At 64.1% G+C, this 25,618-nt stretch carries 28 protein-coding genes; 15 read left to right on the top strand and 13 right to left on the bottom strand.

Annotation, left to right across the window (positions count from 1 at the left end):
• The 7 genes from H3221_RS17135 to H3221_RS17105 all read left to right on the top strand — a co-directional run bounded on the left by H3221_RS17135 (nucleotide 1) and on the right by H3221_RS17105 (nucleotide 5,107).
• The gene (locus H3221_RS17135; protein ID WP_196475819.1) at nucleotides 1–468 is read left to right on the top strand and encodes a cupin domain-containing protein; all 468 of its coding nucleotides are present in this window, start codon (nucleotides 1–3) and stop codon (nucleotides 466–468) included.
• Nucleotides 469–627: 159 nt separating this feature from the next.
• On the top strand, nucleotides 628–1,404 hold the full coding sequence (locus tag H3221_RS17130; RefSeq protein ID WP_100547026.1) for a class II aldolase/adducin family protein: 777 nt from the start codon (nucleotides 628–630) through the stop codon (nucleotides 1,402–1,404).
• On the top strand, nucleotides 1,401–2,294 hold the full coding sequence (locus H3221_RS17125; RefSeq protein WP_196475818.1) for an alpha/beta fold hydrolase: 894 nt from the start codon (nucleotides 1,401–1,403) through the stop codon (nucleotides 2,292–2,294). The genes H3221_RS17130 and H3221_RS17125 overlap by 4 nt, the downstream gene beginning before the upstream one ends.
• Nucleotides 2,287–2,817 carry a DUF1569 domain-containing protein gene (locus H3221_RS17120; RefSeq protein ID WP_196475817.1) on the top strand — a complete coding sequence of 177 codons (531 nt, stop codon included), beginning with the start codon at nucleotides 2,287–2,289 and terminating at the stop codon, nucleotides 2,815–2,817. Before H3221_RS17125 ends, H3221_RS17120 begins: the two co-directional genes overlap by 8 nt.
• A 112-nt stretch (nucleotides 2,818–2,929) precedes the next feature.
• Nucleotides 2,930–3,841, top strand: coding sequence for an SDR family oxidoreductase (locus tag H3221_RS17115; RefSeq protein WP_196475816.1), 912 nt, complete (start codon nucleotides 2,930–2,932; stop codon nucleotides 3,839–3,841).
• 224 nt (nucleotides 3,842–4,065) lie between these two features.
• Nucleotides 4,066–4,650, top strand: coding sequence for a DJ-1/PfpI family protein (locus H3221_RS17110; RefSeq protein WP_196475885.1), 585 nt, complete (start codon nucleotides 4,066–4,068; stop codon nucleotides 4,648–4,650).
• A gap of 154 nt (nucleotides 4,651–4,804) precedes the next feature.
• Nucleotides 4,805–5,107, top strand: coding sequence for a ribbon-helix-helix domain-containing protein (locus tag H3221_RS17105; RefSeq protein WP_160019716.1), 303 nt, complete (start codon nucleotides 4,805–4,807; stop codon nucleotides 5,105–5,107).
• A gap of 240 nt (nucleotides 5,108–5,347) precedes the next feature.
• Here H3221_RS17105 and H3221_RS17100 read toward each other — a convergent pair whose 3' ends face one another.
• The 8 genes from H3221_RS17100 to H3221_RS17065 form a co-directional block, all read right to left on the bottom strand.
• A complete protein-coding gene (locus tag H3221_RS17100) occupies nucleotides 5,348–6,835 on the bottom strand; it encodes an ATP-binding protein (RefSeq protein ID WP_196475815.1) in 1,488 nt (495 codons plus the stop codon).
• Nucleotides 6,832–7,488 (bottom strand): response regulator transcription factor, encoded by a 657-nt coding sequence (locus tag H3221_RS17095; RefSeq protein ID WP_021490245.1) that lies wholly within the window; start codon nucleotides 7,486–7,488, stop codon nucleotides 6,832–6,834. Before H3221_RS17095 ends, H3221_RS17100 begins: the two co-directional genes overlap by 4 nt.
• A gap of 18 nt (nucleotides 7,489–7,506) precedes the next feature.
• The gene (locus tag H3221_RS17090) at nucleotides 7,507–8,157 is read right to left on the bottom strand and encodes a tetratricopeptide repeat protein (protein ID WP_196475814.1); all 651 of its coding nucleotides are present in this window, start codon (nucleotides 8,155–8,157) and stop codon (nucleotides 7,507–7,509) included.
• 11 nt (nucleotides 8,158–8,168) lie between these two features.
• The gene (locus H3221_RS17085) at nucleotides 8,169–8,960 is read right to left on the bottom strand and encodes an SDR family oxidoreductase (protein WP_196475813.1); all 792 of its coding nucleotides are present in this window, start codon (nucleotides 8,958–8,960) and stop codon (nucleotides 8,169–8,171) included.
• 4 nt (nucleotides 8,961–8,964) lie between these two features.
• On the bottom strand, nucleotides 8,965–9,624 hold the full coding sequence (locus H3221_RS17080; RefSeq protein WP_196475812.1) for a TenA family transcriptional regulator: 660 nt from the start codon (nucleotides 9,622–9,624) through the stop codon (nucleotides 8,965–8,967).
• Nucleotides 9,621–11,069, bottom strand: coding sequence for an AMP-binding protein (locus H3221_RS17075; RefSeq protein ID WP_196475811.1), 1,449 nt, complete (start codon nucleotides 11,067–11,069; stop codon nucleotides 9,621–9,623). The genes H3221_RS17080 and H3221_RS17075 overlap by 4 nt, the downstream gene beginning before the upstream one ends.
• The gene (locus tag H3221_RS17070; RefSeq protein WP_196475810.1) at nucleotides 11,053–11,742 is read right to left on the bottom strand and encodes a thermostable hemolysin; all 690 of its coding nucleotides are present in this window, start codon (nucleotides 11,740–11,742) and stop codon (nucleotides 11,053–11,055) included. Before H3221_RS17070 ends, H3221_RS17075 begins: the two co-directional genes overlap by 17 nt.
• A 124-nt stretch (nucleotides 11,743–11,866) precedes the next feature.
• Entirely contained in the window at nucleotides 11,867–12,265 is a 399-nt protein-coding gene (locus tag H3221_RS17065) for a nuclear transport factor 2 family protein (RefSeq protein ID WP_196475809.1), read from the bottom strand.
• A gap of 112 nt (nucleotides 12,266–12,377) precedes the next feature.
• Here H3221_RS17065 and H3221_RS17060 point away from each other — a divergent pair, with 112 nt between their 5' ends.
• Genes H3221_RS17060 through zapE form a run of 3 tightly spaced genes read left to right on the top strand, consistent with a single transcriptional unit; the run spans nucleotide 12,378 to nucleotide 14,964 of the window.
• Complete coding sequence (locus H3221_RS17060; RefSeq protein WP_196475808.1) at nucleotides 12,378–12,968, top strand: GNAT family N-acetyltransferase; 591 nt, start codon at nucleotides 12,378–12,380, stop codon at nucleotides 12,966–12,968.
• A complete protein-coding gene (locus tag H3221_RS17055) occupies nucleotides 12,965–13,849 on the top strand; it encodes a carbon-nitrogen hydrolase family protein (RefSeq protein ID WP_196475807.1) in 885 nt (294 codons plus the stop codon). Before H3221_RS17060 ends, H3221_RS17055 begins: the two co-directional genes overlap by 4 nt.
• A complete protein-coding gene (zapE, locus tag H3221_RS17050) occupies nucleotides 13,846–14,964 on the top strand; it encodes a cell division protein ZapE (RefSeq protein ID WP_196475806.1) in 1,119 nt (372 codons plus the stop codon). Before H3221_RS17055 ends, zapE begins: the two co-directional genes overlap by 4 nt.
• A 1-nt stretch (nucleotide 14,965) precedes the next feature.
• On the opposite strand, the gene H3221_RS17045 is transcribed toward zapE, so the two are convergent.
• Nucleotides 14,966–15,514 carry a cysteine hydrolase family protein gene (locus H3221_RS17045; protein ID WP_196475805.1) on the bottom strand — a complete coding sequence of 183 codons (549 nt, stop codon included), beginning with the start codon at nucleotides 15,512–15,514 and terminating at the stop codon, nucleotides 14,966–14,968.
• 94 nt (nucleotides 15,515–15,608) lie between these two features.
• Between H3221_RS17045 and H3221_RS17040 the strand changes: the two genes are divergently transcribed.
• Nucleotides 15,609–16,577, top strand: coding sequence for a GlxA family transcriptional regulator (locus tag H3221_RS17040; RefSeq protein WP_196475804.1), 969 nt, complete (start codon nucleotides 15,609–15,611; stop codon nucleotides 16,575–16,577).
• On the opposite strand, the gene H3221_RS17035 is transcribed toward H3221_RS17040, so the two are convergent.
• A complete protein-coding gene (locus H3221_RS17035; RefSeq protein WP_196475803.1) occupies nucleotides 16,574–17,248 on the bottom strand; it encodes a DUF1028 domain-containing protein in 675 nt (224 codons plus the stop codon). The genes H3221_RS17040 and H3221_RS17035 overlap by 4 nt on opposite strands.
• Nucleotides 17,249–17,415: 167 nt before the next feature.
• Nucleotides 17,416–18,939: a fumarate hydratase gene (locus H3221_RS17030; protein WP_196475802.1), complete on the bottom strand. Its 1,524-nt coding sequence runs from the start codon at nucleotides 18,937–18,939 to the stop codon at nucleotides 17,416–17,418.
• Between the two features lie 473 nt (nucleotides 18,940–19,412).
• On the opposite strand from H3221_RS17030, the gene H3221_RS17025 reads away from it, so the two are divergent.
• The 3 genes from H3221_RS17025 to H3221_RS17015 are packed head-to-tail and all read left to right on the top strand — an operon-like array spanning nucleotide 19,413 to nucleotide 22,305.
• Nucleotides 19,413–20,540, top strand: a complete 1,128-nt coding sequence (locus tag H3221_RS17025; protein ID WP_196475801.1) for a GGDEF domain-containing protein — start codon at nucleotides 19,413–19,415, stop codon at nucleotides 20,538–20,540.
• On the top strand, nucleotides 20,533–21,471 hold the full coding sequence (locus H3221_RS17020; RefSeq protein WP_196475800.1) for an iron-sulfur-binding ferredoxin reductase: 939 nt from the start codon (nucleotides 20,533–20,535) through the stop codon (nucleotides 21,469–21,471). The genes H3221_RS17025 and H3221_RS17020 overlap by 8 nt, the downstream gene beginning before the upstream one ends.
• Before the next feature lie 60 nt (nucleotides 21,472–21,531).
• The gene (locus tag H3221_RS17015) at nucleotides 21,532–22,305 is read left to right on the top strand and encodes an enoyl-CoA hydratase (protein WP_196475799.1); all 774 of its coding nucleotides are present in this window, start codon (nucleotides 21,532–21,534) and stop codon (nucleotides 22,303–22,305) included.
• A 40-nt stretch (nucleotides 22,306–22,345) separates the two neighbouring features.
• Here H3221_RS17015 and H3221_RS17010 read toward each other — a convergent pair whose 3' ends face one another.
• On the bottom strand, nucleotides 22,346–23,254 hold the full coding sequence (locus H3221_RS17010) for a LysR family transcriptional regulator (RefSeq protein WP_196475798.1): 909 nt from the start codon (nucleotides 23,252–23,254) through the stop codon (nucleotides 22,346–22,348).
• A gap of 189 nt (nucleotides 23,255–23,443) precedes the next feature.
• On the opposite strand from H3221_RS17010, the gene ycaC reads away from it, so the two are divergent.
• Nucleotides 23,444–24,058, top strand: a complete 615-nt coding sequence (ycaC, locus tag H3221_RS17005; protein ID WP_021490228.1) for an isochorismate family cysteine hydrolase YcaC — start codon at nucleotides 23,444–23,446, stop codon at nucleotides 24,056–24,058.
• 61 nt (nucleotides 24,059–24,119) lie between these two features.
• Here the strand turns inward: ycaC and pyk are convergent, their stop codons facing one another.
• Nucleotides 24,120–25,571: a pyruvate kinase gene (pyk, locus tag H3221_RS17000; protein WP_192983187.1), complete on the bottom strand. Its 1,452-nt coding sequence runs from the start codon at nucleotides 25,569–25,571 to the stop codon at nucleotides 24,120–24,122.
• Between the last annotated feature and the right edge of the window lie 47 nt (nucleotides 25,572–25,618).

Below are 25,618 nucleotides of genomic sequence, written 5' to 3'. Positions count from 1 at the left end.
GTGCACCCGCGCGCTCGCCAGTTGATCGACAGCCTTGGGCTTGCCGCGCATCCCGAGGGCGGTTACTACCGTCGTCTGTTCGTTTCGGCGCAGCGCGATGCTCAGGGCCGGGCGGCTTCCAGTGCCATTGTGTTCCTGCTGCCGGGTGGTACGGTCAGCCGCTGGCATCGGGTCGACGCCGATGAGCTGTGGCATTTTCACGAGGGCGACCCCCTGCAGTTGTTGATCGCCGACACTCCCGACGCTGTGCGTTGCGAGCTGCTTGGGCCTGCGGCAGAAGGGCAAATGCCGCAGCGCGCGGTCGCGGCCCATGCCTGGCAGGCGGCGCGCTCGACAGGCTCCTATACGCTGGTCGGCTGCAGCGTGGCGCCGGAGTTCCAATTCGAGGGCTTTCGCCTGCTGGCCGATGATAGCGCCGCTCAGGCACAGTGGCCGTTGCTGGCTCGCGATTACCCCGAGCTGTTTTGACCGGCGATAAAAGCGGCGAATACCTGCCTATCGCACCACGGCGCGCCAGAGCCGTGACCCGCAAAGCCATCAAGATGGCTGCCAGGGCAACTACCGCCAGCGACGCGCCTGGCTAGACTGCGGACACCACCGACCAACAAGAATATCGAGGTGACCGCCGTGAATGCTCCGCTGAAACTCCCTGCCGTGAAGAATCTGGTTTCCGAGGCCGAATGGCGTGCACGCGTCGACCTCGCCGCCTGCTACCGGCTGATTGCCCTCTATGGCTGGGACGACCTGATCTTCACGCATATCTCTGCCAAGGTACCGGGTACGGAAGATTTCCTGATCAACCCCTATGGCCTGATGTTCCACGAAATCACGGCGTCGAGCCTGGTCAAGGTCGACCTGGCGGGCAACAAGCTGATGGACAGCCCGTTCGACATCAACCCGGCCGGTTACACCATTCACAGCGCCGTGCACGAGGTGCGCCATGACGTCGGTTGCGTGCTGCACATCCATACGTCTGCCGGGATCGCCGTGTCGGCGCAGAAGCAGGGCTTGCTGCCGCTGTCGCAGCAATCACTGTTCGTCCTCGCCAGTCTGGCCTACCACGGTTATGAAGGCGTGGCGCTGAATCATGACGAGAAAGCGCGGCTGCAGGCGGATCTGGGCGACAAGAACTTCATGATCCTGCCCAACCATGGGCTGCTCACCGCTTTCGGCGGTATCGCCGATGCGTTCCTTGGCATGTTCATCCTGCAGCGCGCCTGCGAGATTCAGGTCATGGCGCAGAGCGGCGGTGCCGAGCTGATCCACATTCCGCAGCAGATCCTCGACGGCGCACGGGCAATGATCGCCGGCGTGATGAAAACGCCGCAGGGCATGGGCGGCGCGCTGCCCTGGCCAGCGCTGCTGCGCAAGCTGGATCAGCAGATGCCGGGTTACGACCAGTGAGCGAGCTGCCAGGCATTGCCCTGGATGAATGGCGCGGGCAAAGCCAGGTGCTGGACTTTCGTGGGCACAGGATCCGTTACTGGACCGCTGGAGACACACAAGCCCAGCCGCTGCTGCTGATTCACGGCTTTCCCAGCGCCAGCTGGGACTGGCATCGCCTGTGGGTGCCGCTGGCCGAGCGTTACCGTGTGATCGCCTGCGACATGCTTGGCTTCGGTTACTCGGCCAAGCCGCGTGGGCATGCCTATAGCCTGCTGGAGCAGGCTGATCTGCAGCTGGGACTGCTGGCCCATATCGGCGAGCAGCGCCCGGTGCATGTGCTGGCTCATGACTATGGCGACAGCGTTGCCCAGGAGCTGATCGCACGGCATCAGGAGGGGCAAGTACAGTTGGCAAGTTGTGTGTTCCTCAACGGCGGCCTGTTCCCCGAAACCCATCATCCGGTGCGGGTGCAGAAGTTGCTGCTCGGGCCGCTTGGTCCGCTGATCGGACGGTTGTTCTCACGGCGCAAGCTGGCGCAGAGTTTTGCCCGTATCTTCGGCCCGCACACCCAGGCCAGCGAAGCCGAACTGGATGCACTGTGGCAACTGGTGGCGTACAACAACGGCCCGGCGGTGATGCATCGTCTTATTCGCTACATGCCCGAGCGGCGCCAGCAACGGCAGCGCTGGGTCACGGCGATGCAGGCCACGGCGCTGCCGATGCGGGTGATCGATGGCGCCTTCGATCCCATCTCCGGTGCACATATGGTGGCGCGTTACCGTGAGCTGATCGCAGACGCCGACACCGTTCTGCTCGACGGCATCGGCCACTATCCGCAGTTGGAGGCGCCGGCTGCGGTGCTCGAGCATTACCTGCAGTTTCGTGCTGCCAGGAGCCCGCATGCGTAGACGCACTCTGCTCAAAGGCGCCGTGTTCGGCGGAACCGCCGCACTCGGCGCCGGCTACTGGGCCTTGCCTGCCGGGCCACGGCCGGCGGCTGTCAGCCTGGAGGGCGCACGCCAGGTGCTGGCAGACCTGCAGGGCAAGACGCTGCAGAGCATTCGCGGCTGGAGCCCGAGCGAAGTGTTCAATCACTGTGCGCAGAGCATCGATTATTCCATCGACGGTTATCCCGAACTGAAACCGGCCTGGTTTCGCCACAGCCTAGGGCCTGCCGCGTTCGCCATGTTCAGCGTGCGCGGCGCCATGCGTCATCCGCTGGACGAAGCAATTCCCGGCGCAGCCGCTCTGACCGAACCCGCCGATCAAGCCTTGGCGTTGCAGCGGCTGCAGATGGCCTTCCAGCGTTTCTCCGAGCACCAGGGCGCGCTAAAGCCACACTTCGCCTATGGTGCGTTGGAGCATGGCGAATACGCCGAGGCGCACGTGTTGCACCTGTACAACCACCTGACCCTGATTCGCGTCGCCTGAGCGCGCATAAGGTCACATTATCGGCCGTCATTCAGCGCCCGCGCGCGTCTTGTGAAGCGTGCGGGGCTGCCTGACACTCGGTGCATTCACAACCTGCCCGAGGAAGCTGTCGATGAGCGATGCCATCCGTTTCGAAGATCAAGTGGTCATAGTCACCGGTGCCGGCGGTGGCCTGGGCCGCGCCCATGCACTGCTGTTCGCTCGTCATGGTGCCAAGGTGGTGGTCAACGATCTCGGCGGTAGCACCCATGGTGAAGGGGCCAACGCTTCGGCAGCCGACAAGGTGGTGGAAGAGATTCGCGCCTTCGGCGGTACTGCAGTGGCCAACCATGACTCGGTCACCGACGGCGACAAGATCGTGCAGACGGCACTCGATCATTTCGGCCGTATCGATGTGCTGGTCAACAATGCCGGCATTCTGCGCGACAAGAGCTTCCACAAGATGGAAGATGCCGACTGGGATCTGGTCTACAGGGTCCATGTCGAAGGTGCCTACAAGACCACTCACGCGGCCTGGCCCCACTTGCGCGAGCAGAACTTCGGCCGTGTCATCTTCACCTCGTCGACCTCCGGCATCTACGGCAACTTTGGCCAGAGCAACTACGGTATGGCCAAGCTCGGCCTGTACGGGCTGACTCGTACCCTGGCCATCGAAGGGCGCAAGAACAACATCCTGGTCAACGCCATCGCACCGACCGGTGCCACGCGCATGACCGAAGGACTGATTCCGCCGCAGGTGTTCGAGCAGCTCAAACCCGAGCTGGTCAGCCCCTTGGTGGTGTACCTCGGTAGCGCCGCCTGTCAGGACACCGGTGGCCTGTTCGAGGTCGGCGGTGGTTGGGTGGGCAAGGTGCGCTGGGAGCGTAGCCTGGGCGCGGGCTTCGATCCCAAGGTCGGTTTCAGCCCCGAGGATGTCGCGGCGCAGTGGCAACGTGTCTGCGATTTCGAGGGCGCTGCGCACCCGGCCGACAACGTCGAAGCGCTCAGGGAGATGATGGCCAACCTGCAGAAATACGCGCTCTAGACCACATGCGGGCACTGAAAGCCCGGTAGTGATCATATAAAGCGCTCAATGCGGCGTCTGGCAGGAGCCCCGAGGCGAAGCTTTGCCAGGCCCTGCTGTTCTGGTTCGCGGCGGGCGAGGCTTCCACAAAGTCGGTGTCTGTGCAGTGAGTAGTACCCGGCTGTTACCTGTCGGAGGAAATAGGGGCGAATAATGGCGTTCGTTCCACCTACCTTCAGGAGACGATCATGGCTGCCAAGAAAATTCTCATGCTGGTCGGCGACTACGCCGAGGACTACGAAACCATGGTGCCATTCCAGGCGCTGCAGATGGTCGGTCACACCGTGCATGCGGTCTGTCCGAACAAGGTGGCTGGTCAGACAGTGCGTACCGCCATCCACGATTTCGAGGGCGACCAGACCTACAGCGAGAAGCCGGGGCACAACTTTGCGCTCAACTTCGATTTTGCCAAGGTCCGTGCCGAGGACTATGACGCTCTGGTCATTCCCGGTGGTCGTGCGCCCGAGTACCTGCGCCTGAATGCCGACGTCATCGCGCTGGTGAAGGCCTTCACCAGCGCCGACAAGCCCATCGCTGCCGTCTGCCACGGTGCTCAGTTGCTGGCGGCCGCCGGGGTGCTGGAGGGACGCGAGTGCAGTGCCTATCCTGCTTGTGCGCCGGAGGTGGCGTTGGCCGGTGGCAAGTACGTGGAAATCCCGGTGGATCAGGCGCATGTGCAGGGCAAGCTGGTCACCGCGCCAGCCTGGCCTGCGCATCCGGCCTGGCTGGCGGCGTTTCTCAAGGTGCTGGGGACTGAAATCCGCTTATGAGCAGCCGGAGCCCGGATGCAATCCGGGCGCATCATCGTCGGCATTCACGCACTGACTGCACCGGGCTATGGCACGGGCAAGACGTAGGGCGGGTGCAATCCCGCCAGTCCATACGTGGCGGGTTGCACCGCCCTACCTTTCAGGAGCACGATCGATGTGCGAACTCTATGTGAAGGCCGACCCGATTCTCTACGAATCGCGCGCACGCTCATTGCGCATCCGCGGTGTGGTCACCACGTTGCGTCTGGAAAATCAGTTCTGGGACATCCTGCGCGAAATCGCCGAAGTCGATGGCATGACCACCAACCAGCTGATCGCCAAGTTGCATGACGAGGTCATGGATTTTCGCGGCGAAGTGGTCAATTTCGCCTCGTTCCTTCGTGTCAGCTGCACCCGCTACCTGGCACAGAAGGCCGGGCGTCAGGTGCCGCTGAGGGTGGTCGGTGCAAGTGGCTGAGTCACTGGTACATCCAGAAGTTCGGGTGCTCCTGCACGTTCGGGGTGGTCGGCTGCTGGCTCGGTTGGGATTGCTGGAAGAAGCGTTTGATCAGGCTCATGCGAAGTTACTCCTGTAGGTAGTGGCTGTTGAACAGGTGTGCATGATCGGAGAAACGCTTTGATTGATAAAACGGATTGTCTCTATCTTTGTGATTGGCCATGGCTATACCTGATCATCGATATTTGTCGTTGCGATCATTCAGGCAAGGCTGCCGGGACGCCGGGGTAAGCGCACGCTGACACGCAGGCCGCCGAGTGGTGACTCATCGAGGGCAATACTGCCCTGATGCAATTCAACGATGCGGCGCACGATGGACAAGCCCAGCCCGGCGCCCTGGCCTTCGCCGACGCGGAAGAAGCGCTCGAACAAGCGCTCGCGCATCTCTGCTGGTACTCCAGGGCCGCTGTCGAGTACCTGTAGCAGCAGGTCCTGAGGGGTAGCCTGCAGTTGCACCTGAACGCAGCCGCCCGCCGGGGTGTACTGCACGGCATTACCCACCAGGTTTTGCAGCAGGATTCCCAGGCTGGGTGCATCTGCCGGCAGGTAATAGTCGCCTGGTTCCTGAGCGTCGAGAGTCAGCTCCTGGCCGCGATTGAGCGCCAGCGGGGTCAGCTCGGCCAGCTCGCCACGCAGGAAGGCCAGCAGGTCGAGGTGATCCATGTTCAGGCGGATGCCGTTGGGGTCCAGGCGCGCCAGTGTCAACAGTTGCGCGACCACCCGGGTCGCGCGGTCGACGCCGCTGCCCAATTGCCTGAGCGCTTCTTCGCGGTCGGCGGCATCCGGGGCTTCCAGTGCGTTCTGGGCGTGGATGCGCAGCACTGCCAACGGCGTACGCAGCTCGTGGGCGGCATCGGCGATGAAGCGCTTTTCCTGTTCGAGCAACTGGTTGACCTGCATCAGCAGGCGATTGAGCGCGGCGGCCATCGGCTCCAGCTCGTTGGGTAGTGGCGGGAAGACCAGCGGCGCCAGGTTGTCCGGGGCGCGGCCGCGAATGGCATCGGCCATGCGTTTGAGCGGATACAAACCCCAACCCACGGTCAGCCACAGCAGCAGACCGACGATGGGCAGGCCGATCAGCAGCGGTTGCAGGCTGCGTCGGGCAATCTTGCCGATCAGCTCGCCGCGCACGTCTTCGCGCTCGCCCGCCAGTACCCAGTGGTGATCACGACTGTCATGCAGCACGAACACGCGCCAGCGATGCTCGCCGATATTCAGAGTGTGATAGCCGATCAGATAGCGGGCCAGCTGGACCAGGCGCTCGCGCATGGGCTGGTCTTCGTGGGGTAGCGCCAGGCCGAGCTGCGCGATCATACCGTTGAGCAAGCCGGGCGGGGCACTGGCGGACTGGAACAGCAGCTCGCCATCGTCATCGAGCATCTGGAAGGCCAGCTTGCCTTCATACTCGTGGCCGAGCAGGTTGTCCGGGTTGCGCGCGTTGTGCAGCAGCAGCGCCTCGTCGAGTACAGCCTGCATCTCGTTGCGTTCACTTTCACTCAGGTCATGACGTACCAGCCCCATGAGCAGGCGCGCAGTCTGCGACAGCTGAGCGTCGAACAGCTCGCGCACCTCATGCACCGAGTCGTTGTAGATCTTGTGGCTGATCAGCCCGAAGCTGGCCGCTACCAGCAGCAGTAGCAGGGCGAGCATGCGGGTACGAATGGAACCGAAGGTTTTCAGCAGCCTCATTTGTCCACCAGATAACCGACGCCGCGCACGGTGCGGATCAGCTCCGGGAAGAATTTCTTGCGCAGGTGGTGCACGTGCACTTCCAGAGCGTTGCTTTCCACTTCCTCATCCCAGCCATAGAGCGCCTGTTGCAGCTTGTCGCGGGTCAGCACGCGACCGGGCTGGATCAGCAGTTCGTGCAGCAGGAGAAATTCCTTGCGTGGCAGGTTGATGACCTGGCCCTGGTATTCGACCACCTGGCTGGCCGGGTCGAGACTGATGCCGCGGTATTCCAGTGCCGGTTGCGGGCGCTGGAAGCTGCGCCGCAGCAGGGCACGCAGGCGTGCTTTGAGCTCGGCGACATCGAAGGGCTTGACCAGGTAATCGTCTGCGCCGGCATCGAGGCCCGCGATGCGGTCGCTGGTGGCGTCACGTGCGGTGAGCACCAGCACTGGTACCGGGTTGGCCGCTGCGCGCAGGTGCTTGAGCACCTGCAGGCCGTCCATGCGCGGCAGGCCGAGGTCGAGAATGGCCAGTTCGAAACTCTCGTGGCTCAGCGCATGCAGCGCGCTGGCGCCGTCCTGTAGCCAGTCCACGGTGTAGCCTTCGGGTTTCAGCGCGGTGCGAATGCCTTCGCCCAGGGCCTGATCGTCTTCGACGAGAAGAATGCGCATGGTCACTCCTGCAGAGGGTTACTGGAGTTTACCTGTCACCTGCTGCAAAAGCGCTGTGGCTTCTGCGCGACGGCCCTGGTCGGCCAGCTCGCGACCAGGACGGTCTTTTGCGGCCAGGGCCTTTTCCAGCGCGGCGCGGGCTTGCTCGTAGCGTTTCTGCCGTTGCAGGAAGTCGCCATAGAAATAGTTCGGATCGAGACCGTCGGGGTTGATCGCCAGTGCCTGCTCGAGCATTTTCTCGGCCTGTTCGTCGTCACCGAAGCCGATCGGCCAACCGGGGACCTGGTAATACAGGCTGCCGAGGCTGGTGTAGGCCGAGCCAGCCAGGGCTTTTGGATCGATGGCCAGCGCCTGCTCCAGGCTGGCTTTGGCCTGCTTGACCAGGCCCAGGGCGCCGAGACCACCCTTGGCGCCGGCCTGGGTGCTGAGGATGATGCCGCGCCAGATCAGCAGCTCAGCTGCCTTGGGCTCGCTCGCCAATGCGGCATCGGCTTGCGTGACGAGCGTGGCAAAGGCCGCTTCGCGCTGCTTCTCCGGCGTCTGGTAGTTGATCTCGGCCCAGCGTGTCTGCAACTGCTGCAACTGGGCCTGGCCGTTGTCACTGAGGGCGAAAGCGGGCAGGGCGGTGAAGCCGAGGACAGCGATGATCAGGGTGCGAAATGCGTTCATGGGCAATCTCCTCAGTGCTTGTGGCGGGCAAAGCGTTGAATGATCGGCAACTGCTTGCGCAGGGCCTGGTCGACCACGCGCGGCAGCAGGCCGTTGAGGCGGACGAACAGGCGTTCCGGCCAGCCCAGGTGACGTTCTTCCCGCTCGCTGCGGAGGGTGTGGAGCAGCGCCTCGGCGACCTGCTGTGGGTCATCCATGGCCACGCCCAGCTCATCGTTCATCGCCACCACACTGGGGGCGTTCATCGATGTGCGAGTGGCACGCGGGGCGAAGTAGAGGACGCGCACGTGGGTGTCGGCCAGCTCGCGCCGAAGTGCCTCGGAGAAGCCGCGCAGGGCGAACTTGCTGGCGCAGTAGGCGGCGAAGCCGGGGTAGCCGATGGCGCCGAAGGTGGAGCCGACGTTGATCACCAGCGCATGCCGTTGCGCACGCAGCAGCGGCAGCAGGCGCTGGGTCAGTTGCAGCGTGGCGGTGACGTTGAGGCCGATCAATTCGGCGATCTGCTGCTCATCCTGCTGATCGAGCAGGCCGAAGCGATTGACCCCCGCCGCGTTGATCAGGCAGTTCAGCCCACCGAAGTTCTGCGCGGCGGCGAACAGTGCATCACGCCCGCTGCGGCTGGCGATATCGGCCTGCACCAGTAGCACGTTCTGCGGGAAGCGTTGCAGAAGCGGCTGCAGCGGCTCCAGCCGGCGCCCGACCAGCAGCAGATGGGCGCCTTCGCTGGCCAGACGATGCGCCAGGGCCAGGCCGATGCCACCACTGGCGCCGGTCAGCAGGGCACGGCAATCTGTCGGCTGCATGGCCTTACTCCTCGCCAGCCAGCGGCAGGCTGCGGAACATGTCGCCATACAGGCGGTAGACGACTTTGGCAGTGTGCACCACGGCGGCCTTGTCATCGTCGTTGTCCAGTTGGTTCATCAGTTTCTTGAAGAACTCGATGTGTTCCAGGTCCAGGCTGCCGTGGGAGTTGAGGTAGCTGAAGGCCTTGTTCGGCAGCTGCAGTTTGTCCTGAATGATGCCGGCGGCCTGGGTGGCCAGGGCGATGCTGGTGCCTTCGAGCACGTTGACCATGCCGAAGAAACTCACCGGGTTATGCCGGGCGATGCGGTCGTAGACATAGGCCACCATCAGTTCGGTGGCCATGTGCGGTGTGCCATGGCGCACCGCTTCCTTGTCGGCGCCACAGGCCGCGATGTCATTGAGTATCCACTCCTGGTGGCCGGTTTCTTCCTCGATGTACTCGGCGATGGCCTCGCGCAGCCATTCCAGACGTTCCGGCAGGCGCGCGCCGCAGGCCATCAGCAACGGCACGGTGTGCTTGACGTGGTGGTAGGCCTCGGTGAGAAAGGCGATGTAGCTGTGCAGGGCAACCTGGCCAGTCATGGCCTGCTGGATGATCGGCGCGCCGAGCAGGTAGTCGCGCTCGGCCTGGGTCTGGGCCAGCAGGGATTCGTAGAAGCTCATGCGTGTACTCCTTCTGCCATCAACTCATCGATGGCGGTTTGGTAATGGGTGAACAGGGCGGCGCGGCGCAGCCGACCGTTGGCCGTGGCCAGGTCGTTGCTCGCACTGAACGGGGCATCCGCGCGCAGCCAGTGGTGCACGCGGGCGTAGTCCGGCAGACCTTCGTTGACGGCGTCCACGGCTGCCTGCAACTGCGCGTCGGGGGTGTTGGGGAAGCGCGGTACCAGCACCGCGACGTTGCCCGGCAGCGCCTCGCCGTGCAGCCAGGCCTGGGCGATGGGCAACTGCTGCACCAGTTCTGACTCCACCCATTCCGGGTTGACGTTGCGCCCGTAGGCGGTGATGAACCGATGCTTCTTGCGCCCGTGCAGCACCAGAAAGCCATCCTCGAAATGACCGAGGTCACCGGTGCCCAGCCATTCGCCTTGCGGTGCCGGCTCACCCAGATAACCGAGCATGCGCGCGCCCTTGACCAGCACTTCGTCGTCGCCCGCCAGCGTCACTTGTAGATGGTCGAGCGGTTTTCCGGTGCTGCCGATGCGGCGTTGCTCGGGCGTGTTCAGGCACACCACCGAGGCGCACTCGGACAGGCCATAGCCCTCGAAGATCGGCAGACTCAACGCGTCGGCGCGCTCCAGCAACTGCGCGGAAACCCGCCCGCCACCCACGGCGACGAAACGCAGCGAGCTCGGCACTGGCAATTTGCGTTCGCCGGCGCTGACCAGCGCCAGCAGCAATTGCGGCAGCAGGATCAGGCTGTGCGGTTGAGCGACTTGCAGTGCCTGGAGAAAGCGTGCCAGGTCGAAGCCGCTGGCACCGGTCAGGCCGATCTGCGCCATGGGCATCAGTTCGACCCGGGCGCCGGCCAGCAGTGGCGCGTAGACGCCAGCGATGTTCTCCAGCAGGGTCGCCAGCGGCAGGATGCACAGGTGCCGCTGCACCTCGCGGCTGGCGCTGGCCTTGACCAGGCTGCCGGCCACTGCCAGTTGCGTTTTCAGGTCCAGGCACACGCCCTTGGGCTGGCCGGTGGTGCCGGAGGTGTAGGTGATCTTGCAGGTGCCCGGATGCAGCGCGGCCGACTGCGTCACCGTGCGGCGATGAATGTTGCTCTCGACGGTGGCGAAACCGGGGGCGCTGTTGCCGATCAGGCAATCGATGCCGGCACTGTCGAGCACATGGCGCTGCTGCTCGGCAGAGAAGAACGACGGTACCGGTACGCAGACCCGGCCCGCATGCAACGCCGCCAGATCCCACAGCACCCAGTCGATGCCGTTGTCCAGGGCCAGCGCTACGCGCTGGACGCCGAGGGCGCGCAGGTGCCTGCCGCGTGCCGCGACCGCGCCGAGCAGTTCGGCATAGGTCAGCGTGCGTTCGCCCTCGGCCAGGGCGATGTGCGCGCCGAACTCGGCCAGGCGAGCGAAGAAGGATTCAGCTGCAGGCCACATCGGGCATCTCCTCCGGGGCATAGAGCGGTTGATGGCCGAGGCGCGGATAGGCGCCCAGTTGCAGCAGGCGCTGATGGCCGCCATGGATATCACCGGCCATGACCAGTGGACGGTTGTCGTAATAGCTGCCCCAGTCAGCAAGCTCCTCGCCCATGCGTGCCGGATCGGCTTCGCCCAGGGCGATCGGGGTCAGGCCCAGGCGCTGGAAGCTGTTGAGCAGGGTTGGGGTGCCGGTGAAGGTGACCCAGCGAAAACCCAGGGCTACCAGCAGATCGGTCAGGGCGACGATCAGCAGGCGCGCGGCGCCGGGGCTGTCGGCGGCCAGGTTGCCGACTTCCACCAGCTCGCCCCGGCTGGGCTCGCTGTGGCCCAGGCGTGTGCCGATGGCAGTCTGGATCGGCTCGTTCAGGTAGCGCTCGAGAAACAGCGGGCCGCTGTTGCCGCTGCGCACGCCCACCGCGCCGAGCAACTGCCGGCTTTGATTTTCCAGGCCGAACAGGCAGGGCATGAAGTGGCGGATGCGTGCGCCGTGCTGCAGTTCGAAGCGCTGGCGGATGAACCGCTCCAGGGCAACGCGGCGTGCGCTGTCGGGAGAGGCCAGGTGGAGTTCGTAACGATCGCCGCGCCCGATACGGGCAACGGGACGATCATGCTGCGCCCAGGGTAGTTCCATGCTCGGAACCTCGGTAATGAACCTGGACGCGATTGTGTGAGGGGCTGGCTTAACGCTGTATTAAGACATTGCAGAATGTTTCAGGCGCCTCACAGATTAGGTGCCCGTGTGCGTTGCGTGCGCCTCAGCAAACCTGAGCGATCCAGTCATTGAGGTTGTAGTAGTTGCTGATACGCGCCACCTTGCCGTCCTTGATCTCGAAGAAAGCGCCGGCCGGCAGCACGTAGGTCTGGCCATTGGCCGGCGGCAGGCCTTCGTCGTCGGCCAGGTACTCGCCGTGCACCACGAACTCGGCGGCGGCGCGGCTGCCATCAGCGTTCTGCATCACCACGATGTCTTCCAGGCGCTCGCGGTAGCAGCGGTTCATCTTGTCCATGAAGGCGGCGAAGGTGGCCTTGCCGACCTGGCGTTCGCCCTGGTTGATGTCGTGCACCACGTCATCTGCCAGCAAATCGAGGAAGGCGGGCATGTCACTGGCGTTGAAGGCGGCGTAGTAGGCCTGAACCAGTTCGGTGGCGGTCATGGCTAAGTTCCTTGCGTTGCGTGGTTAGTGGTTTGCCGGTGGGCATGATAAGTTCGCCGCTTCCCGCCGGCATAGCCGTCGGCGTCACCCTGCTGTTGGCCAACGACTGCGCATGGACATTCAGTTGCTCCACGGGGCCGAGATTGCGCCCCATATCGACGACCTGGCGCGCCTGCGTATCCAGGTGTTCCGCGAGTTTCCCTATCTCTACGCTGGCGACCTCGACTACGAGACCGAGTACCTGGCTACCTACGTGCGCAGTGCCGACAGCCTGTGCGTGCTGGTCGTCGACGCCGGTCAGGTGGTAGGCGCTTGCACGGCGTTGCCGCTGCAGGACGAAACCGAGGCGTTTCAGCAGCCGTTCATTGCTGCGGGCTGGGACTCGGCGCGGATCTTCTACTGCGCCGAGTCGGTGCTCTTGCCGGCCTGGCGTGGGCGCGGTCTGGGCGTGCGCTTCTTCGCCGAGCGCGAGGCCCATGCACGCAAGCTGGGGCGTTTCGACTGGTGCGCCTTCTGCGCCGTGCAGCGTCCCGTCGATCACCCGCGACGGCCTGCCGACTATCAGCCGCTTGACGCCTTCTGGATCAGGCGCGGCTACCGCCATCACCCCGAATTGCACACCCGTTACCACTGGCGCGACCTGGACGAAACCGAGGAATCGGCCAAGCCCATGTCGTTCTGGTTGAAGGAGCTTGCCCCATGATCAGGGTCGCCGCCTGCCAGTACCACATCGAGCTGTTCACCACCTGGGAGGCCTATGCCGAGCACCTCACCGCGCTGTGCGAGGAGGCGGCTGGTCAGGGCGCTGAGCTGTTGTTGCTGCCGGAATACGCCGGGCTGGTGCTGACCGGGCAGTTGCCGGAAGACCAGCGTGGCGACCTGTACGGTTCCATCGCGGGTATCCAGCCGCTGCTGTCACGCTGGCTCGAACTGTGCGAGCACCTGGCGCGGCGGTTGAACATCTACCTGCAGCCCGGTTCGGTAGCGGTGCTCGATGACGACGGCATCTACCGCAATCGCGCCTGGCTGTTTGGCCCGGATGGCTGCCTGGGTACCCAGGACAAACTGATCATGACCCGCTTCGAGCTCGAACAGTGGCACATCGCGGCGGGCAGCGGCCTCAAGGTGTTCGACACGGCACTGGGCAAGCTCGGCATTCTGATCTGCTATGACAACGAATTCCCCTTGCTGGCCCATACCCTGGCCGAGGCGGGCGTCGACCTGATTCTCGCCCCCAGTTGCACCGATACCGTGGCCGGTTTTCACCGCGTACGCATCGGCGCCCAGGCCCGTGCGCTGGAGAATCAGATCGCCGTGCTGCATTCGCCCACCGTCGGCCTGGCGCCCTGGTCGCCCTCGCTGGACGAGGGGTATGGCCGCGCGTCGTTGTACGTGCCGTCGGACTACGGCATGCCGGCCAGCGGCATCGTCGCCGAGAGCGAGGAGCTGTGCCCCACACGCAGCCACTGGCTGATCTGCGAACTGGATCTGGCTGAAGTGCGCCGTGTGCGCGAGCAGGGCCAGGTACTCACCCGTCGCGACTGGCCACGGCAGTTCGATGACGGTCGGCTGGTGTTGCGTTGAACGCGCCGCAGACCCTGCCGGATTCACCTCGTGCTGCCTACGCGCGTGCGCTTTCAGCCGGCTTCGTGGTCGATGCCGCACAGCGCCGTGCGGTCGAGGCGCTGCAGCAGTGCTTCGAGGCCGTGCAGCGTGGCGAACGACCACTCGGCGTTTATCTCTGGGGGCCGGTCGGGCGTGGCAAGACCTGGCTGATGGACAGCTTTTATAACGCCCTTCGTGTGCCGGCGCGGCGGCAGCATTTTCATCACTTCATGCAATGGGTGCATCGCCGGCAGTTCCAGCTGACCGGCAATGCCGACCCGCTGCGTCTGTTGGCCGAGGAGCTGGGGCGCGAGGTGCGTGTGCTCTGTTTCGACGAGCTGTTCGTCAGCGATATCGGCGATGCCATGCTGCTGGGCCGCCTGCTCAGCCTGGTGGTGGAGCAGGGCGTGGTGCTGGTGGCCACCTCCAACCAGCCGCCGGATCAGCTCTATGCCGAGGGCTACAACCGCGAGCGCTTCCTGCCGGCCATCGCTGCGCTCCAGTCGCATATGCGGGTCGTTGCCGTCGAGGGTGAACAGGATCATCGCCTGCATCCCGGTGCCGAGGTTCAACGCTATTGGGTGCAGCAGCCACAGGCGCTGGGCGAGCTGTTCGGCCGCTTGAGCGACGGGCAGGTCATCAGCCGTGAACCGCTGGAGCTGGCCCATCGCAGCCTGGTGAGCCTCGGTCACTGCCCTGCGGCACTGTGGTGTCGTTTTCACGATCTGTGCGAGCAACCATTGGCGGCGGTGGATTTCATCGAATTGTGCGAGCGTTTCCCGGCCATCCTGCTCGGCGAGGTGCCATGCCTGGGCGGTGAGCCGCGTGAAGGACGCATCGCCCGTGGCACCGAGGATGGCGCCGAACGGGTCGATGCCGGGGATCGGCAGTTGCCCGCGCTGTCGCGCAACGACGATGCTGTACGGCGCTTCATTGCCCTGGTCGACGAGTGCTACGACCGCCGCGTGCCGCTGTATATCGAGGCCGAGGTGGCGCTGGATGAGCTCTACACCCAGGGTTACCTCGGCTTCGCCTTCCGGCGCACGCTAAGCCGTCTGCGCGAGATGCAACTGCAGCGCTTCGGGACAGGCTGATTCAGCCCGCCAGGTATTGCTCGGTCGAAACCACCCTCGCATAGGCGAAAGCCAGGGCGGCCATGTACGCGGCATGCACCTGTGCGGCCTCAATCACCTGGCCTTCGAACGCCTGGTCGCGCGTTGCGCAGGCGTCGTGAATGACGGTGGTGGCATAGCCGTAATCGCTGCTGGCGCGTGCTGCGGCATCGATGCACATATGGCTCATGGCGCCGACCAGGGTTACCTGCTCGATGCCGGCGTCGTCCAGCCGGGCCTTGAGGTCGGTGCCGAGAAAGGCATTGACCTGATGCTTGAGCACCACCGCTTCGCCTGCCAGGGGGTGCACCAGCGTATGGATGTTCGCGCCTGTGCTGCCGGGGGCGAAGAAGGGCGCGTCGTCGCTCCCGAACTCATGGCGGACATGGATCACCTTGTCGCCCGCTTTGCGCGCTGCCGACAGTGCGCGAGCGGCATTGGCGGTGGCACTGTCCATGCCCTCGAGCGTCCATTTGCCGCCTTCGAAATAGTCATTCTGGATATCGATCAGGATCAGGGCGCGCTTGCTCATGGTGTTCTCCGTGGGATGATGTGCGGCAAACCTTATCGCCTCGGCGCGTTTGCGAGGATGGGCAGGGCCGACAATCTGCGGGGAAAAACTGACAATGAGCGAGCGCTGTCTGGAGATCGGATTATTGCTCTACCCCGGTGCGCAGCTCGCTGCGGTGCATGGGTTGGGGGATCTGTTCAGCGTGGCGAATAGGATGGCAACGGGTCAGCAGCGCCGGGCAGTGCCTCGGCTGCGGGTCAGTCACTGGCAGGCCGATGACGCTGGGGGCGTGCGTCGCGTGTTCGATAGCCTGCCGCTGGATGAGGGGGCGCCGCAGGTGGTGATTTTGCCGCCTTGTCTGGATGGCGATGCCACGCAGCCGCTCGCCGCGTGTTATCGCGACTGGCTGCGTGAGCAGCATGGCGCGGGTGTATTGCTGGCGTCGGTCTGCGTCGGTGCTTTCGCGTTGGCTGAAGCCGGGTTGCTCGATGGTCGAACGGTAACCACCCACTGGTCGCTGGCTGCTCAGATGGCGGCGCGTTTTCCGCTCGTCCGGGTACTTCCCGAGCGTATGGTCATCGACGATGGCGATCTGATCACCGCCGGGGGCCTGATGGCCTGGACCGATCTTGGCCTGGCGCTGGTGACGCGGCTGATGGGGCCGACCATTGCGGCGGAGACCGCGCGCTTTCTGGTGATCGATCTGAACCGGGAGTCGCAGCGGCATTTCAGCAGTTTTGCACCCAGTCTCGATCATGGCGATGACGCAGTGCTTGCTGTTCAGCGCTGGCTTCAGGTGGCGGCGGACGCGAGCCTGGCCGACATGGCCGCCCGTGCTGGTTTGGGTGAGCGTACGTTCCTGCGCCGTTTTCGCGCTGCCACGGGCATGAAACCGACCGAGTATTGCCAGCAGCTGCGCGTGAGCAAGGCGCGCGAGCTGCTCGAGTTCACTCGCCAGAGCATCGAGCAGGTGGCCTGGCAGGTGGGATACAGCGACAGTGGTGCGTTTCGCAAAGTGTTCATACGCCTGGTGGGGGTGTCGCCTGGCGATTATCGGCGGCGCTTCGGTGCGGCGGCGCGCTAGACCGAATCCTCCGCCGCCAGGCCTGCCGGATTGTCGCGTGTGGGCATGGCGAGGATCTCCGGCAGTACGTCGCGGGCGAACACCTTGTGCAGACGGCGCAGCTCGGCCAGCGGGTCGAGGTGATGGTCGACGCGGATATCCCACAGTGGATACTCCTCCTGATCGACCACGTAGATCACGGCGGACGACTCGCCATGGCGGTCGCCGCCGCATCGATCGCCGGCGGCCAGCGCCTCGATCAGGCGTTCGATCAGCGGGCGTTTCTCGGTGCGGCGAAATGCTTCGGCAACTGCGTCCAGCACCTGCGGGCCGACCAGGCGATTGCCCTGTACGCAGAACTGTTCGCCGGCCAGCGAGCCGGCCCAGGGAATGCATTTCTCTCCGGTCCAGCAGACCGTATCGCCCTGAGCGTCGATCAGCGCGCACTGGCGCAGTTCCATGCACGGATCAGTGCCTTTGAGTCGCTCCAGCGCTTGCACTGCCGAAAGCCCCTGGCGCAGCAGCTCCAGGCCATCCAGGCCGAGATAGGGATTGACCTGCGCTTGGGTCGCCACTGCGCCTGCACCGGCGGCGGCGTGGCTGAGCAGCTTGCCGACGGCAGGCATCGCCGTGGCGGCGGCGACGCCGAACTGGCCACTGCGTGGGCAGTGGGCAACGATGGAAAAGGTCATGGCAACTCCTCGACGATTTCCGTGTTAGGCCGCGTAAGGACGGGTATCGTTCCGCCTGGCTGATCCATGCCGGCAGCTCCGGTTCAATGTCAGCGCCTGAAAACGCAGAAGCCCGGCACATGGCCGGGCTTCTTCTTGCAGCTTGAAGCTTGTCGCTTGCGGCTGACTTACTTCACTTCCACCGCCAGGCTTTCGGCGATCTTCTTGTTCCAGATCGCAGGGCCGGTGATGTGTACCGACTCACCGTTGGTGTCGACCGCGACGGTCACCGGCATGTCTTTGACTTCGAACTCGTAAATGGCTTCCATACCGAGTTCTTCGAAGGCCAGGACCTTGGACTTCTTGATCGCCTGAGCCACCAGGTAGGCAGCGCCGCCGACGGCCATCAGGTACACGGCCTTGTTGTCCCTGATCGCGTCGATGGCGATCGGGCCGCGCTCGGACTTGCCGATCATGCCCAAGAGGCCGGTCTGCTCGAGGATCTGACGGGTGAACTTGTCCATGCGGGTCGCGGTGGTCGGGCCAGCCGGGCCTACCACTTCGTCACCGACCGGATCGACCGGGCCGACGTAATAGATGAAGCGACCCTTGAGGTCCACCGGCAACTGCTCGCCCTTGTTGAGCATGTCGACCATGCGCTTGTGCGCCGCGTCGCGGCCGGTGAGCATCTTGCCGTTGAGCAGGACGGTCTCGCCCGGCTTCCAGCTCTGCACGTCTTCCGGGGTCAGGGTGTCTAGGTTGACGCGACGTGCGCTCGGGCCGGCTTCCCAGACGATTTCCGGGTAGGCGTCCAGATCCGGTGCTTCCAGCGAGGCAGGTCCCGAGCCGTCGAGCACGAAGTGGGCGTGACGGGTGGCGGCGCAGTTGGGGATCATGCACACCGGCAGTGAAGCCGCGTGGGTCGGATAATCCATGATCTTCACGTCGAGCACGGTGGTCAGGCCGCCCAGGCCCTGGGCGCCGATGCCCAGCTGGTTGACCTTCTCGAACAGCTCCAGGCGCAGCTCTTCGATGCGGTTCTGTGGGCCACGGGCCTGCAGCTCGTGGATGTCGATGTGCTCCATCAGCACTTCCTTGGCCATTACCGCAGCCTTCTCGGCGGTACCGCCGATACCGATGCCGAGCATGCCCGGCGGGCACCAGCCGGCGCCCATGGTCGGTACGGTCTTCAGCACCCAGTCGACGATCGAGTCGGACGGGTTGAGCATGGCCATCTTCGACTTGTTCTCGGAGCCGCCGCCCTTGGCCGCGACGTCCACTTCCACCTTGTCACCGGGGACGATGGAGTAGTGGATCACCGCCGGGGTGTTGTCCTTGGTGTTCTTGCGGGCACCGGCCGGGTCGGCCAGGATCGAGGCGCGCAGCACGTTTTCCGGCAGGTTGTAGGCGCGACGCACGCCCTCGTTGATCATGTCGTCGACGCTCATGGTGGCGCCGTCCCAGCGCACGTCCATGCCGACCTTGATGAACACGGTGACGATGCCGGTGTCCTGGCAGATCGGGCGGTGGCCGGTGGCGCACATGCGCGAGTTGATCAGGATCTGCGCCATGGAGTCCTTGGCGGCCGGCGACTCTTCCTTCAGGTAGGCCTCGTGCATCGCCTGGATGAAGTCGACGGGGTGGTAATAGGAGATGAACTGCAGTGCGTCGGCGACGCTCTGAATCAGGTCGTCCTGCTTGATCACGGTCATTGGGGCGCTCCTCTATCAGGGAACATCTACAAGGAAGCGCCGGACAACGACCCGGCGCAACGGCGGAAGGGCATCTTTGAAAATCACCTTGACGATATTTTCAGAGCCGCCCAAAAAGGCGCGGCAGTATACCGCAGCCGGCTGTGAGGGGCACAGCAGCCGAAGGTCGGAGGTCGTACAGTGGGCGGTTATCGGGCGCCTGCAAAACAACCCCGGCGCAGGCTGAGCGCGTCACGCGACCTCCTGCATTCTCGGAGTCGCGCATTGTCATCACGGTACGAAAAACAGGGGTAATGGCAGTCTGATCGACCATCCATTACCTGCGTGCGAAGTCGAGTATGACGCGAAGGGTTTCACCGCTATTTCTTGCAATGGATGCTTATCCCGGGTTTTCAGCGGTTTCCTGCGGCGGCCTAGGCTTTTTGTGATCACAGGGGTAGAGTACGGCCAGATGCCAGTATGGGATGGAGCCCATGAGCTCAACGACTCGCCGGGGAACGCAACGCAGCCTGCAGAGCCTTCTGCTCAAACGCTTCGCCATGGCCTTCGCGACCTACGCGATGATGGCGCTCGTTTGCTGGTTTGCCGTATTCAATGGCCTTTTTCTAGGATCCGTCAGCGCTGCCGCCTGGCTGACATTAGGGGTTTTCGGCAGTCAGTTGGTATTTCTGTGGCTGTTTCTTTCCGGGCGCAACCTGCGTTGTGAGGACCCCAGCCTGACCGAGGCTCAGGTATTGGTGGCACTGGCCTGGCAGCCACCGCTGCTGGCGCTGTTCGACAGCACGCGCGGCGTAATGATGGTCTTCTATATGCTGATCCTGCTGTTCGGTGTGTTCCAGTTGCCGCCGCGGGTGTTCGTGCGTTGCGCCGCCTTTGCCTTCTTCGGCTTCACTGCCATGGTGCTGATCGAGGCCTATCGCATGCAGTTGGTGGACCCGGGCATGGCCTGGCTGCAGGTGTGGGTGCTGTTCATTCTGCTGGTCTGGCTATGTCTTTTCTCCAGCTACGTGCAGGCCATGCGCAAACGCATGCGCCAACGCCGCTTCGCCTTGCAGGCGCATCAGGACACCTTGCGCGGGATGATGCGCCAGCTCGAGGATCTGGTCGCCACCGACGAACTCACCGGGCTGTTCAACCGTCGCCATTTCCTGCGTCTGGCCACCCGCGAACTGGAACATCTGGACCACGGGCGGCATCACGGTCTGGCGTTGATCGACCTGGACCATTTCAAACGAATCAACGATGCTCATGGCCATGCTGCCGGGGACCGGGTGCTGCAAACCTTCGCCGCAGTTGCTCGTGCCTGTCTGCGTGACGGCGACATCATTGCCCGCTACGGCGGTGAGGAATTCGTCCTGCTATTGCCCAACACCGATGCCGACCAGTTCACCGCCTGCTGCGAGCGCCTGCGCGAAGCCTTCGCCAGGGCCGAGCCGTTGGGCGTGAAGGTCGACAATCTCAGCCTGTCCGCCGGCATGACGCTGCTGGTCGCCGGTGACGATCTCGATGAAGCCCTGCAGCGTGCCGATCAGGCGCTTTACCAGGCCAAGCGCGGCGGACGCAATCGTTGCGATGCCAGCTGGGAGAATGCGAGTGCCTGAACTGCGTGTGGGTGACCTGCAGTTGCAGGTCGTCCAACAAACCAACTTGCTCGATGCGTTGCTCGGAGGTGGTGTAGCAGTGCCTTACAGCTGCCGCGCTGGCAGTTGTCACGCCTGTCTGGTGCGCTGCGTAGCCGGTGAGCCGCTGGATCGTCAGCCCGAGGCACTGGCGGCCGACAAGCGTGCCGAGGGCTGGCGCCTGGCTTGTCAGTGCCAGGTGGTCGACGACCTGCAGGTCGAACCCTTCGACCCGCAGCGTGATGGCCTGGCGGCCAGGGTGATCGCGCTGGACTGGCCCAGCCCGCAGGTTTTACGTCTGCGCTTGCAGCCGGCCAGGCCGTTGCGCTATCGCCCTGGCCAGCATCTGCTGCTGTGGAATGAACAAGGCGTTGCCCGGCCCTATTCACTGGCCAGTGTGCAGGGCGAGGACGACTGCCTGGAGTTTCACATCGATTGCCACCTGCCCGGTGCATTCTGCGATGCAGCGCGGCGCCTGCAGGTTGGCGACGCGCTGCGCCTTGGTGAGCTGCGCGGTGGCGCCCTGCATTACGACGTTGATTGGCAGGCGCGACCGCTCTGGCTGCTGGCTGCCGGTACCGGTCTTGCGCCGCTCTACGGGGTGTTGCGTGAAGCGCTGCGTCAGGAGCACCAAGGCGCCATCCGCCTGCTGCACGTGGCGCATGAGCCGGCCGAGCACTATCTGGCGAGCGAGCTTCAGGCACTGGCGGCGCAACACGCCAACCTGCGGGTGGAGCTGGTAACGGCGGCGCAGTTGCCGGCTGCTTTGGCCGAACTGCGCCTTGTTTCACGGCAGACCCTCGCCTTACTCTGCGGCCGTCCTTCTATGGTCGACAGCTTTGCGCGGCGCCTCTACATGGCCGGCTTGCCGCGCAGCCAGATGCTCGCCGACGTCTTTCTCACTCGCGCGTAGGCTGTGCGTGGCCGGCCAGGCCCGATGCCGGTGCGTACGACGTACCCATTGGAGCCTTGCATGAGCGAACACCTGCATATCGAACGCAACGGCGGTCTGTTGACCCTGCGCATGCACCGCCCGGACAAGAAGAATGCGCTGACCCGTGCCATGTACGCCGGAATGGCCGAAATGCTGGACGAGGCCGAGCGCGACACCAGCGTGCGCGTGGTGCTGCTGACCGGGGGCGAGGCGTGCTTCACCAGCGGCAACGATGTCGCCGACTTCATCCAGGCGCCGCCCAACGGATTGAACAGCGAAGTGTTCCAGTTCATGCGCGCCCTGTTCGAGTTCAGCAAGCCGGTGGTCGCCGCAGTGGCCGGCCCGGCGGTGGGCATCGGTACCACCTTGTTGCTGCATTGCGATCTGGTCTACGTCAGTCGCGATGCGCAGTTGAGGATGCCCTTCGTGAATCTGGGGCTGTGCCCCGAGTACGGTTCCAGCCTGATCCTGCCGCGTCTGCTGGGGCATGCGCGTGCCGCCGAGCTGCTGTTGCTTGGCCAGTCCTTCACGGGGGAGCAGGCCGCAGCCTGGGGGATCGCCAACCAGGCGCTGGAGGATGGCGCGGCGACGCTGAACAAGGCGCGCGAGATGGCGCAGCGTTTTGTCGAGCTGGCGCCATCTGCGGTCGCCGACAGTAAACGTCTGATGCGCGCCCCGGGGCGCGAGGAACTGCGCAAGGTGATCGAGGAAGAGGGCGCCCTGTTCGGCCAGCGCCTGCGCTCGCCGGAGGCTGTCGAGGCGTTGACGGCCTTCATGCAGCGCAGGAAGCCGGATTTCTCTCGCTTCACGTAGGGTGCGCCGTGCGCACCGGGGGTTCCAGTGTCGTACTGATCTATTCCCAAGGCGGTTCGACCAGGCGCTGCTGGAGAAACTCGCAAAGCGCCACGACCTTGCGTGAAGCCCGCCGGGAGCGCGGGTACATGGCATAGATCGAGTAAGGCTTGGGCCGCGCCTGAGGCAGGATCTCGACCAGCGAACCGTCTTTCAGCTGCTGGTGGACCAGGAAGCTTGGCAGCAGCGCCAGACCCTGGCCGGCCAGCACCAGTTCGCGCATGACTTCGCCGTTGTTGCTGGAAAAACGTCCGCGTGGTGCCACGCTCGCCAGTTCGCCTTGCTCATCGTCGTTTTCGAAGGACCAGAATTGCCGTGAGGCGACGTTGCTGTAGCCGATGCAGTCGTGCTCACGCAGCGCCTCGACATCCTCGGGTGTGCCCTGCCGTTGCAGGTACTCCGGGCTGGCGCAGAGTATCCGGGCGCTGCTGGCGAGCCTGCGGGCGATCAGCGCGCTATCGCCGATGCGTGAGATCCGTACACAGAGGTCGTACCCTTCGCGCTCGAAATCGCTGATGCGATCTTCGAGATACAGGCTGACTTCCAGCTGTGGATGCAGACGCATGAATTCGGCGATCAGCGGCGCCAGCCAGAGTGTGCCGAAACTCATCGGCGCCAGCATGTTCAGGCGCCCGCATAGACCACTGTCATTGAAGGCTGCCGCCTCGGCGGCTTCGCTCAGCTCCAGCAGTGCCTGCTTGGCTTGCTGGTAGAAAGCAAGGCCGGTGTCGGTCGGTGTGACCTTGCGCGTCGAGCGGTGCAGCAGCTTGCTACCGAGACGTTGTTCCAGATCGCTCAAACGCTTGCTGATCACCGACTTGGATAGCGCCAGGTCTTCCGCTGCCCGGCTTACACCACCCAATTCCACCACACGCAGATAGGTTTCGATTTCCTGCAGATCAAGCTTCATGTGCGGGCTTCTCCCCGATTCGATTGGATGAGGGTAATGGCTTCGTCGAGGGTTTTTGTTCGGTTTTTTCGAAAAGCTATTTTCCCTCTGCGCGGTCGATTGCCAGCGGCCTTGGCCACTAGGCTGAACATTCTTCGAGATCGCAATGGTCTCGGGGTCCAGCCTCATCACCCGTACAGGAGTTTTCCCATGGCTTTCACTTACAAGCGTTTGGACAAGGACGATGCCGTCGTATTGTTGATCGATCACCAGGCGGGTCTGCTCTCGCTGGTGCGCGACTATTCGCCTGACGAGTTCAAGAACAACGTCATGGCGCTAGCCGATATCGCCAAGTTCTTCAAGCTGCCGACCATCCTTACCACCAGCTTCGAGACGGGCCCCAATGGTCCCATCGTGCCGGAGCTCAAGGCCATGTTTCCGGATGCGCCCTATATCGCTCGCCCGGGGCAGATCAATGCCTGGGATAACGAGGATTTCGTCAACGCGATCAAGGCCACAGGGCGCAAGCAACTGATCATCGCGGGTGTGGTCACCGACGTTTGCGTGGCATTTCCCACGCTCTCGGCACTGGAGGCCGGTTATGACGTCTTCGTGGTGACGGATGCTTCCGGCACCTTCAACACCGCCGTGCGCGATGCCGCCTTGGCACGCATGGCCCACGCCGGCGCCCAACTGGTCAACTGGTTCAGCGTCGGTGGTGAGCTGCACCGTGACTGGCGAAACGATGTCGAAGGCTTCGGCGGCATTCTTGGCGGCCACTTGCCGGCTTACGCCAACCTGATCCAGAGCTACAACCAGAAATGAAGCGAGACCGCTGAAACGCAAAAGGCCGCTCGATGAGCGGCCTTTTGCATTCACGGGTGGATCACACCATCGGATCGCCGACGTGGAGGATCTTCATGGTGTTGGTGCCGCCGGTGCCGTGGTAGCTGTCGCCCTTGGTCAGGATGACCCAGTCGCCCGGCTCGACCACACCGCGCTTGAGCAGCTCGTCCACCGCCGCCTGGCTGACCTTGTTGGCTGGCAGCGAGGCCGGGTCGAACGGCACGGTGTAGACGCCACGGAACAGTGCCACGCGAGCCTGAGCTTCGCGGTGCGGGGTGAAGGCGAAGATCGGGATCGACGAGCGGATGCGCGACATGATCAGCGGGCTGTAGCCACTCTCGGTGAGGCTGATGATGGCCTTGACGCCCGGGAAGTGGTTGGCGGTGTACATGGTTGCCAGGGCCACGCTCTCGTCGCAACGCTGGAACTGGCGACCGATGCGGTGGCTGGATTTCTGGCTGGTCGGGTGTTTCTCGGCGCCCAGGCACACGCGAGCCATGGCCTGCACGGCTTCGACCGGGTATTCGCCGGCGGCGCTTTCTGCCGAGAGCATCACCGCGTCGGTATAGTCCAACGCGGCGTTGGCCACGTCGGAGACTTCGGCGCGGGTCGGCATCGGGCTGTGGATCATCGACTCCATCATCTGCGTGGCGGTGATCACAGCTTTGTTCAGGCGACGGGCGTGAGCGATGATCTTCTTCTGGATACCGACCAGCTCGGCGTCACCGATTTCCACGGCCAGGTCGCCACGAGCGACCATCACTGCGTCACTGGCGCGGATCAGACCGTCCAGCGTTTCATCATCGGCCACGGCTTCGGCGCGTTCGATCTTGGCCACCAGCCAGGCAGTACCGCCGGCCTCGGTGAGCAGGCGACGGGCGTAATCCATGTCCGCTGCATCGCGCGGGAAGGATACGGCCAGGTAGTCCAGGTCCATCTCGGCGGCGACCTTGATGTCGACCTTGTCTTTCTCGGTCAGAGCAGGAGCGGTGAGGCCACCGCCACGGCGGTTGATGCCCTTGTTGTCCGACAGCGGGCCACCGATCAGCACACGGCAGTGCAGCTCGTCGGCACCCTTCAGTTCGACGCGCATGACTACGCGGCCGTCGTCGAGCAGCAGCTCATCACCGACATCGCAGTCCTGGATCAGCGCCGGGTAGTCGATGCCGACCACGTCCTGGGTGCCGGCCGTGCGCGAGTGGCTGGAGGAGAGGCGGAACAGGTCGCCATCCTTGAGCTCGATGCGCTTGTTCTCGAACTTGGCGATGCGGATCTTCGGGCCTTGCAGGTCGCCGAGCAGCGCGACATGACGACCGTGTTTGGCGGCCAGCTCGCGAACCAGTGCGGCGCGCGCCTTGTGGTCGTCCGGCGTGCCGTGGGAGAAGTTCAGACGGGCCACGTCGAGACCGGAGAGGATCAGTTGCTCCAGCACTTCCGGCGAGCTGCTGGCCGGGCCCAGGGTGGCGACGATTTTGGTGCGGCGAAAGGTCATGCACGAACTCCCTAGTGAACTATGTCCGGGAGGCTACTACGGCGCCG

Source organism: Pseudomonas chaetocerotis, assembly GCF_015712105.2.
GTDB classification, from domain to species: domain Bacteria; phylum Pseudomonadota; class Gammaproteobacteria; order Pseudomonadales; family Pseudomonadaceae; genus Aquipseudomonas; species Aquipseudomonas chaetocerotis.
Note: the sequence above shows the minus strand (reverse complement) of the source record. Positions and strands in the feature narration are given on the sequence as shown.